Origin of the sequence: Denitrificimonas halotolerans (genome assembly GCF_034259425.1) — a bacterium.
Lineage (GTDB): Bacteria > Pseudomonadota > Gammaproteobacteria > Pseudomonadales > Pseudomonadaceae > Denitrificimonas > Denitrificimonas halotolerans.
On the sequence record NZ_JAXIVU010000002.1, the window covers coordinates 161,528 to 171,940 of the forward strand.

Consider the following 10,413-nt stretch of genomic DNA (forward strand, 5'->3'; position numbering starts at 1 on the left):
AGGAAAGTTAAGTGTCTTACCCCGGGAGGTCTGCAGTGTGTTGAAGGAGCAACTGACAATGGAGCAATCGATTGTGACCGCATTGCAGAAATCAGCAGAAGGCATAGTAGGCTGCACTCTTGCAGCTGAAGGCCTGAACAAATCACGGAAAGTACTCGCTGGGGAAGTGTTTCTGAATGGCACCTGTTAAGCAGTTATCACTGCCTCTGGAAAGTGCAGAGGGTGAATCAGAAATGGGAAACCCAGTTGAACCAAAATCCACCTTTTGTTCATCATTGATTGGCCGTGTAGTAGATAGGAATAATCTACTGCGCGCGTTGAAACAAGTTCGCCGCAATAAAGGTGCTCCGGGCATCGACGGCATGAATGTTGATGACCTCCTTGATCATCTTAAGCAACACTGGCCGCAGATTCGGCAACAACTCATCGACGGGCACTACAAGCCCAAGCCGGTTAGACGTGTTGAAATTCCAAAGCCAGATGGTCGCAAGCGCAAGCTGGGCATCCCGACTGTATTGGATCGATTTATACAGCAGGCCATTGCTCAGGTGTTGCAAGAAGAGTGGGATGCTGATTTCCATGATCAGAGTTATGGTTTTCGACCCAATAGAAATGCACACCAAGCCATGCGCTACGCACAAAACACAGTACGGCAGGGCTATAGCTGGACTGTTGATTGTGACTTGGAAGCTTTCTTTGATGGTGTAAACCATGACTTGCTTATGGAACAGCTCAAAGCAAAACACCAAGACCGACAATTGCTTAGGCTGATCAACCGCTATCTAAAAGCGGGAATCCAGATAAATGGCGTAACACAAACCAGTACCGAAGGCGTGCCACAGGGTGGGCCGTTGTCACCGGTACTCTCGAATATTGTGTTGAACCAGTTGGACTGGGAGCTAGAACGTCGGAAGCACCGTTTCGTTCGCTATGCTGATGACTTTGTTGTGTTTGTTAAAAGTCGAGAAGCGGGTGAGCGCGTAATGAAAGGTCTGCAGCGCTATATTGGCGACTCGCTACGGCTCAAAGTGAATACCCAAAAGAGTGCAGTAGATCGGCCATGGAAACGAACCTTTCTTGGCTTTACGTTCAGTCAACGAGACCAGAGAATCAAGGTGGCAGATAAATCGCTACTGAAGCTCAAAGCTACGGTTAAATTGCTGAGCCGTCGAACAAGAGGCCATTCACTCAAACACATTATCGCAGAGCTAAGAAAGTCCCTGCTTGGTAGGAAAGCGTACTTCGACATAGCTGAAGTGCTGAGCCCTCTGCGTGATGTGGATAAATGGATTCGACGACGATTGCGTAGTTATATTTGGAAGCAATGGGGGCGCAAAGGCTATCGGATGCTTAGGCGCTTGGGTGTTGATCGATGGCTGGCATGGAATACTGCTAAGTCGGCTCATGGCCCGTGGCGATTAAGCGCAAGTCCAGCCCTTTACCGAGCGCTACCAAACAGATACTTTAAGAACTTGGGGCTGCCAGAACTGGCGGCCAGATGAAATTTAAAGAGATTTGAACCGCCGTGGTACGTAACCCGTATGCCCGGTGGTGTGGGAGGAGAGACGTCGTGAGGCGTCTCCCTATCCCGATTAGCTTCAAATTGCTAATGGAACATCATTATATACTCAAGGCATAGAATGGTTCGGGTGAATTCATTATTGAAATCAATTAGAAAAGGCGAGATGGGTTTTGAGTTTAAACAATGCACATGAAGGTTATGATTACCAAGATTTAATAACAAGCTACTTTGTTTTAAAGGAAATTTTAGATGGTAATCTTGATATTATTTTTTCAGTTGATAAAAAGAATACTACAGGAAATACTCCTGATAGATTTGATGATTTAGTTATTATTAATGGTTCTGATATACAACGTAAACAAATCAAATACAGTAATGAAGCTACCTCAAAAGTACTAACAAAAGATTATCTTTCAAGTGATAGTCATTATTCTATTGCCCTTCACAAATTGTTTGAAACATGGAAAGAACTTAAAACTCCTACTACTGAATTTAGATTATGTTTAGCATGGGAAGAACCAGCTAATGATGATATTACAAGAGTATTAGAGTTACAGACTGAGAAGTCGTCATTTAATGATTTTCCAACAAAAGTTTTTAAAATTAATCTTGATCGTTTATGGGAAGAGTCTCCAGAGAACTTTAATCGTTGGGATAGCCTTAGTCGTTACGTAAGAAATAACAATACTGATAGAAATGAATTTAATGAATTTTGTAATTCATTGCTGATTGAAGTGGGTTTACCTAAGGCGAGTTTGAAGTTTAATACGCCAAGTGAGCTAGAATTTATATTAATAGAGCAAGCGCAACGATTAGGTATAGGGAAATACCCAAATGATGATGTTTATATTTCTGATTTTTTAGTTCGATTAGCTAAATTAACTGGCGCATATAGAACAGGTTCCATTCAAGTCTCAGCAAAAGACATACTTTCTGAGCTACGAGTAAGAACAGATTTTGGCAGCATAAAACAAAAATTTGAAATTGATCAAAACAAAAACATTATTTCAGATGAAAAAAATAATTGGTTTCTTGATAAGGTTGTTACTAACAAAAAAACATTGTTACTTGGTGAGCCTGGGGCGGGAAAGTCTTGGTTTTTAACAAACTTTATTGAATTCTTAAGTAAAATTGACCGTGTTGCTATAAGACACTATTGCTTTACAAGTACGGAAGACTCTTATTTTGAACAACGAGTTAGTTCAGATGTATTCTTTGGTAATTTGATAAGTGATATTGAAAGATACTTTCCACAAATAAAACAAAAAAAACAGCAACTATTTGCCTCTAATTTAGATGAACTAAATTTAATGCTTTCAGCTATTGAAACACCAATAATAATAATAGTTGATGGTTTAGATCATATTAATAGAGTCTTACAAACTTCAGCTACTTTATCTAAAGAAAAGACAAAAATTATTGGCTACATATCAAGGATTAAGCTGCCCACTAACATTAGTATTGTTTTGGGGTCTCAGCCTGTAGATGAGGTAGAGGAGCTAACAAACAAATTTGAATTTATTAAAGTAAAATTACCCGAATGGAATATTTTAGATACGGAAGAACTGGTGAAAAGGTATGGATATGAAGATGTTCAAATTGATGATCAAAATCTATCTATACTACTTCATGAAAAAAGTGAAGGAAGCCCCCTTTATTTGACTTATATACTAAAGACTCTCTGTGAACATCATTTAATTACAAAAGAGCTGATAGAGAGCTTGCCTAAATATGACTTCAATCTCAAAAACTATTATGAATATCTAACAAATCAAATTATTAACAACACAACCTCTGAAATTTTATCCTGTCTCGACTTCTCCGTGAGTAGAAAAGAATTAAAGGAAATAATACCTATGAAGCATCATTTTAATGCTGATATTAAAGTGTTATCTCCTGTTTTATCTGAGAACAGTTCAAGAGGAGGGATAAAGTTATATCATGATAGTTTTAGGCGATTTAATATTGAGAAACTATCATCTATTGCTGATATCAATGAGATATACGCATTCATAATAAAGTGGCTAAGTAATAATGGTTTTTACTCAAATGACAAGTCATACAGGTATTTACTAAATTATTTAATTCGTTCAGCGCAGTATGATGAAGCGAGCAATTATGCAGATAACAATTTTTTATCAAAAAGTTTATATTACGGCCATTCAGAATCACTGATAAAAAATAATTATAAAAATTTTTTGCATATTGCCGAAAAATCTCATGATTGGTCTCTTTTTATATATGCGGCTGAATTGAATAGAGCCATTTCAACAACCAATTCTGAAGAGCATCATAGCCAATTTTTAGAAAATTTTGAGCTATACTTTGAAGCAATTTGCTCCATATATGGGAGTGAAAAAGCTAACGCACTTTTATTTTTTAATGGAGAAAAGAACTTTAGTGATAGACATACCGCCAAAGGATTTAAAACATTACAAAAATATGGTTATTCACCATCTTGGAAGGAAGTTCAGGGGTTATTTGAAAATGGCGTCGCGTTAGAAGATTTTGAATATTTCATGTGTTATCAGATTCAAGAGAATAATGATTTGAATGAAATTTTCACTTCACTTTTAACAGAAGAATACTCAAATTACCTCCGAATTTTTGTTACTGAGCTTTTCAGTCACAAAGGTTTTGATGCAGTAGCAAATTGTTATGAAAACATTAATAATGATTGCGATGAATCTATAGCTCGTAAAATTAACGCCGCTTTAGATAGAGTAAACAGTGATAAAAAGCTTCCTGTTACAGAGGAAGTTCAATCTTGTAAACTGAAACCTTTGAATCTAAATTTCACTAACGATTACATTAAAGAGGATGAACTGTCTCATTTTTATTTTAATGTGACACAATATTTGCACGCAGATATAGAGACTCTAATAGAGTTCGAAAAAGGAATACCATCAAGTAACTTTTTTTACAATTGGCTAAAGTATTTTATCAGGTTATTGCTTATCGAGCATAAATCTTCCAGTTCAAACATAGAAAGCGATATTGTTGATAATATAAAATTTTTAGCAAGTGACACTTCTCCCTATAAAGGAACTCCAAGAGCTATAGATTTTACCTACAGAAATGGTGGCTTAATTGACCAAACAATTTCACAAAGCCTAAGGCATGTTAAATCACGGAAAGCTTGGGAAGAGGTGATTAAAGAATTAAATAAAATTCCGTATTCGACTCTTTCTATAATCGAAAGTGAATTCTTAAATGAAAATAATATCCATTATATTATTGATAGCTATGAACTCTTTGAACAATCTGACGATGAAAATTATAGTCAATATGCTGACTATTCATTTAAAAAAGCTATCTATTATGGAAAGATAGAAGAGTTAGATAAAGCAAAGGAAGAGTTAAGAAAAGCACTCAAGTTAATAACAAGCTACACATTTCGAAAAGATACAACCCTCAGCGAAATCATTGACCCACTACCTGCTATCAATCGATTTAATTCAGAGTTCGCCCTGCAATATTCAAAAAATCTAAAATACTTGACTGATGCTGTAATGAAACATACAGAAGATGGTAAGGATACTAGATGGTTGACTATTAATTGGTTTGAACAGCTACTAAATGTCGATTATAAATTGGCTTCCTTGTATTTAGTTAATGAGCTTTTAACAAACGAGTATTTTTGGAAGTTAGATTACATGTATGTCTATTACTTACAAGAAAGTCACGATGTTGATCCTATAATTCTTAATTTTCTTTATAAATTGTCTCCGACAAATAATAGAGATAACTATCTTAATGGTTTTTTGGATGTAATTACCAAGCTAGTAAATATAGATGAAAAGCTAGCAAAACTATCTTTAATTAACTTGTCTGCCAGAGATTGGAATGACTCTTATAATACATTAAACAGTTCAACAGAAGCTAGGCTTAATGAATTATTGGAGCAATTTGGATTAAACAATTATTTTCCTATTAAAAGTTCAAAAAAAGAAGCCGTGAGTCATTCTTTTAATGACCAAAAGTTAGCAGATATATTAACAAAACAGATTTGTAGAGAAGCTTCTCTGAGATTGAAAAATCGAGCTGAGTTAATAAATTATTATGATAAGAAAGACAGATTATCTGATGAAGACTTTAATTTTCTTTATTTTTACCTGCAAGAGAGTAACCATGAAGAATTCGCAAAGGAGCTGTTGATTTCAATTATCAAAAAGAGGTTTCCAAGTGATGTCGAAGAACATTATAAAAAAACAAGTTCGTTAATTGAACTATTACCTTTAACTGAAGAAACTAAAATTTTTCTTTTTGTCTATAACTTTGTCTATTCAAAGGATGGTTGGTATTCAAGCTTTGTTAATAAAGAATCATTAAATAAAGCAATAAAACTTAATCAAGAAAAGTCATTAATAACATTAGCAAAAGCACTGCGTGAAATATTTACTACTTCTGGTTTTTTATATAAATATACCGCTAATATAATCATTGCATTCGAATATGCAGGCCTAAGTGAAGATGCAATTTTATCTATGTATAAAAGGAGTTTTGATTTTATCGAAAATAGATTACCTAGTACGAGTGATTTTGCATGGGATAATGTTGAGAGCTTAGAATTATCAGAAATGAATAATGATGAACTTGCTGTTGTACTTATTCTTAGTAAATCGAAAAATTTAGATGCCTTTGTTCAAAAGGAAATCATTGTAGCTATCAGCTATATTTTGAGACATGATGAATCACTATTGATAAAACCGTTCAGATGGTTATTTAATAATATAGAGAGTTTCAACCAACTATTTGTTGCAAGTGTACTAGAGTTATTATTGCTTGAAATTGGTAACCATCCTTTACTGTTAGACAGTCTTAAAGATAAATTTAGGAATACACTTCAAATAGATAATTTGTATATCCACAATAATCTTCAAGATATTTTGAATGGTTCTTATCATGAATAAGCAAATTTTAGATAGGATAAGTAGGAATAAATATATTGTCTATTTAGATAATATTGGTATTGATATTGATGCGATAAAAAAGGAAATAACAAAAAATATTAGCGAAAACGAAATAGAAATATTCTTCAATCGCTCTCAGCAGCGATTATCTCCTAATGTCTACCTCGATAGCGTAGTCTTTATGTGCGTATGTAAATATTTATACAGCAATTATAAAGGCTCAATGATTTTTGAAAATGAAACAAAGCTAGATATAAAAACAATTATTGCTACATCACACTCCTTAATCCAAAGACCCAACATACCAAAACCTTATGATGTAAAGGTAGGCTTTAAAGAACCAGGCCATGAAAGTGATTTTAGAGTAATATCAAGGTTTGAAAGAGAACTTAGTGAAAATCATTATGGAGAAAAAGGGCAAAACACAGGAAGAGTAATATTTGAAGGTTTGCTTCCATATAAAATAGAAATAAATCCGTTGATTGATAAGTTTCCATCTAACCAAATTTGGGAAAATAGTTACTATGTTGGAGAGCCTTTTATACAGGGCTTTAATGCAAGTGTTGATAGCATCGAATCACAATATGTTTTATGGATAAATAGCCAATTGTTAAATATGCTTGGGCTAAGATTGGATAATTACAATAATGGGCTAAGAGCTTTAAATAGTAATAATGAAGTCGTTTTGATATTTAGGTGCTGGAGAGATCAGTTAATTGGTAACGGAGCTTCATTTGTAGGGGTGGGTTCTAATATCGCTAAATTAGAAGGTTGCGACTTAATATTAAGAGAGGATTATTTTAATAAGCTAAAAAAGATAGTTCCTAATGTGGTTTATTATACGGAAGTACTTTAACATGCTGGAAGCTAACAAATCAAAGCACTCGGACATGGTAAAGCTGTCATCTTTTTTGTTCCAAAAAAGATGACAGCTTTACCAAGCCGGTGTTTGAAGCATTAGGCAATACGAGGGGACATGGAAAAATTAATATCACTCCACAAGCACTGGCTCAATGCAGATGCTGTAAAAGAAGTCGTTGCGACTGAGATCGGGGGTGATCATGGCCTTCCGGAGGGCTTGGCGGAATTCGCAGAGCTTCACTCGTCATTTGCAAGGCTATCTGTGCTTTACGGGCTGATCTACGTCGTAATAGAAGGTTACAAGGAGCTTAAATGTACCAACCCAAAAGTGGATGAGTGATAAGGCCTGACTTTCTCAAGAAGACTTTGTAGACGCACTTCGACTTTTTAGAAACTCCATATTTCATTTTCAGAAGGACCCTATACCCGAAAAAGCAATGAAATTCCTAGAACTTCCTGAAAGTGAAAATTGGATCAGAGCGTTACACCTAGCTTTTAAAAAGTTCTTTGAGGCAGAGCTGCCAATAAAAGAAATGATGGATCAACTAAATGCCTAACAAAGCCAGCCAGAGGGACCAAAAAACCGCCGCTTCGCTCTGGTTTTTCGGCCCCTGCTGGCGGCGTTATGCCATATCTAACAAGGCAATGGAGTGGAAATGTCGATATCAACAATTACAAGCTCAATAAATAGATTACAAAAGGAAGTCGCTGATCTTTATCATAAAATCAGTTTAGAAACCAAAAAAGAGTCCGAATGTGGTAATAAAATAGGCCAAGTAGAAAGAAGTATTACTAAAAACACTAACGTTACTACCTTAAAAAGCAAAAGTGCTGAAATCCAAAGGAAACAAGCAGAAATAGCTAAAATTCAGGTTAAAAAAGCAGGTCTTCATAGAAAGCTATCAGATAGTGAAGGAAAGTTGTTGAAGTTCAAACAAGACTTGCTAAAGGAAGAAGAGAAAGAACGTAAGAAGCAAGCTGCCATATATGATAGAGAGCGAAAAAAAATAGCTGCCTTAGAAAAGAAACAGCAGAGAGAACAATTAGCATATCAACGTCAATTACAGGCTGAGATTAAGCAAACTGCTAACATGGTGACTTCTGTTGAAAATACTGTAAATACGTCATCGTTAGAGTCAAGCGATGTTGAATTTGACTTGTTTATTTCGCATGCGTCAGAAGATAAAGATGAGTTCGTTAGGCCCCTAGCTGAAACACTTGAAAATATAGGTGTAAAAGTTTGGTACGACGAGTTCACTCTTAAAGTCGGTGATAGCTTGCGAAAGAGTATTGATCAGGGGTTAGTTAAATCTAGATTTGGAACCGTTATTTTATCTTCTGCATTCTGTGCCAAAAACTGGACACAATATGAACTTGATTCGATGGTCGCTAGAGAAATGAATGGGCATAAAATGATATTACCTATCTGGCATAAAATTACGAAAGATGAAGTGATGAATTTCAGTCCAGCATTAGCAGATAAGGTCGCGTTGAATACATCATTACAGAGTATTGAAGAAATTGCTGGTGAGCTTGCTGAAGTCATTTTGAGCACAAAGGCATAACAAGCGCATGTTGCCGACTGGTTTTCCGCTGAGCTCCAAACCAGCCGCAAATGTAAGCGTTAGCATCAAAAACACTGAGGAGGTACAGTCTAGTGGCCGGGATTTACAACGGAATACAGTTCAGAACGCGGCTTGAAGCCGTATGGGCCGCCTTCTTTGATTTAGCTGGGTGGCAATGGTCGCCAAATCCGGTCTCAATCGAGGATTGGAAGCCAGACTTTAAAGTTACCTTTGAGTGTGGCCACTCTGAGTGCAACGGCAGTCATACACTTCTGATTTCAGTATTGCCGGTAAAGTCTCTAGAGAAACTTGCCGGGCATCCTGCTTTGTCTTACCAATTTACAGTGCCAAATAGTGATGCTGATGGTGGCGCATTGTTTGGTGATAATCCAGCCGCCACAGAATGGGTTATTGCTCACGGGGCTGGTGGTGGCTCTGAAGACCTATACTTTCGTGTTAGTAACGCTGATGTGCTTTGGAAACAAGCACTCAACAAGGTGCAGCAGTCATGCTAATAGGTTAGCCAGCTTGCATGCGGCTTCGCACAAGGCGTTTCACTAAGAGTGATGAAGCTTAATCCAACCATTGCGTAATTCGTACAGACCCTGAGATTTTAAGTAAGCATTTGATAACGCCTGATTAATTCCCGGAGTTTTAGAGCTAAGTCGCCAGGCCCAAGATGGGCTTACCACCGGACGCTTACGAAGATTCGTAGGCAGGGCATTCTAAAGTCAAAACCGGCTAAATCGAGCGCATCATTCAAAATCGCGTGACCAGAATAATTTCTCCTTCGAATGGTTGCTTATTATTACAAATGAACAGGCTGTAAAGATAACGACCGTTTTATGTACAACTTTATTCAGTGTTAAAATCCGTCTCAATTCGTTTGTTTTGTGTAAAGAAATTATGTAAAGTTATCAACGTATAGTAAAGGTGCGTTTGTTGTGCATATAGGCTACGCAAGAGTTTCAACCCAAGACCAAAATACAGATCTCCAACTTGATGCGTTAAAGCAAGCAGGCTGTGAGCAAGTGTTTCATGAAAAAAAGACAGGTAGCACCCTTCAGCGGACAGAGCTAGATGCCTGTTTACGCGCTTTGCGTAAAGGTGACACCTTGATTGTTTGGAGATTAGACAGGCTTGGACGTTCGTTAAAGGACCTTGTGGAAATAGTTAATGGGCTTGAGGAAAGAGAAATAGGATTTAAGTCTCTAACTGAAAGCATAGATACAACCAGTGCTGGCGGGCGGCTGGTGTTTCATTTGTTTGGAGCCTTGGCTGAGTTTGAGCGCAATTTGATTTCGGATAGAACAAAGGCTGGGTTAGCAGCAGCCAGAGCTAGAGGCCGCAAAGGTGGTCGTAAGCCGAAGATGACAGCGGCAGACATAAAAAAAGCAGCGGCCATGTTAAAAGACCCATCAATTACTAAGACGGAAGTTGCTAAGCATTTCGGCGTATCAAGAGTAACGCTGAACGCCTCACTAACAAGAGAGGGTTATCCAGCAAACCCTGCTCAACTATAGCAAGCTCACGGCGCACTCTTGAGCGGCGC

Annotated in this window: 8 protein-coding genes; all 8 read left to right on the forward strand. The window is 36.9% G+C overall.

Annotated elements, in window-relative coordinates:
* Positions 1-58: 58 nt before the first annotated feature.
* The 8 genes from TOI97_RS02605 to TOI97_RS02640 all read left to right on the forward strand — a co-directional run bounded on the left by TOI97_RS02605 (position 59) and on the right by TOI97_RS02640 (position 10,384).
* Positions 59-190 (forward strand): hypothetical protein, encoded by a 132-nt coding sequence (locus tag TOI97_RS02605; protein WP_256326691.1) that lies wholly within the window; start codon positions 59-61, stop codon positions 188-190.
* On the forward strand, positions 177-1,502 hold the full coding sequence (ltrA, locus tag TOI97_RS02610; protein WP_321552572.1) for a group II intron reverse transcriptase/maturase: 1,326 nt from the start codon (positions 177-179) through the stop codon (positions 1,500-1,502). The genes TOI97_RS02605 and ltrA overlap by 14 nt, the downstream gene beginning before the upstream one ends.
* Positions 1,503-1,692: 190 nt before the next feature.
* Positions 1,693-6,435: a hypothetical protein gene (locus TOI97_RS02615; protein ID WP_321552573.1), complete on the forward strand. Its 4,743-nt coding sequence runs from the start codon at positions 1,693-1,695 to the stop codon at positions 6,433-6,435.
* Positions 6,428-7,291 (forward strand): hypothetical protein, encoded by an 864-nt coding sequence (locus tag TOI97_RS02620; RefSeq protein WP_321552574.1) that lies wholly within the window; start codon positions 6,428-6,430, stop codon positions 7,289-7,291. The genes TOI97_RS02615 and TOI97_RS02620 overlap by 8 nt, the downstream gene beginning before the upstream one ends.
* Positions 7,292-7,411: 120 nt before the next feature.
* A complete protein-coding gene (locus TOI97_RS02625; RefSeq protein ID WP_321552575.1) occupies positions 7,412-7,636 on the forward strand; it encodes a hypothetical protein in 225 nt (74 codons plus the stop codon).
* A 316-nt stretch (positions 7,637-7,952) separates the two neighbouring features.
* Positions 7,953-8,861 carry a TIR domain-containing protein gene (locus TOI97_RS02630; protein WP_321552576.1) on the forward strand — a complete coding sequence of 303 codons (909 nt, stop codon included), beginning with the start codon at positions 7,953-7,955 and terminating at the stop codon, positions 8,859-8,861.
* A gap of 92 nt (positions 8,862-8,953) precedes the next feature.
* Positions 8,954-9,376: a hypothetical protein gene (locus TOI97_RS02635; RefSeq protein ID WP_321552577.1), complete on the forward strand. Its 423-nt coding sequence runs from the start codon at positions 8,954-8,956 to the stop codon at positions 9,374-9,376.
* Positions 9,377-9,805: 429 nt separating this feature from the next.
* A complete protein-coding gene (locus tag TOI97_RS02640; protein WP_321552578.1) occupies positions 9,806-10,384 on the forward strand; it encodes a recombinase family protein in 579 nt (192 codons plus the stop codon).
* Positions 10,385-10,413 lie beyond the last annotated feature (29 nt).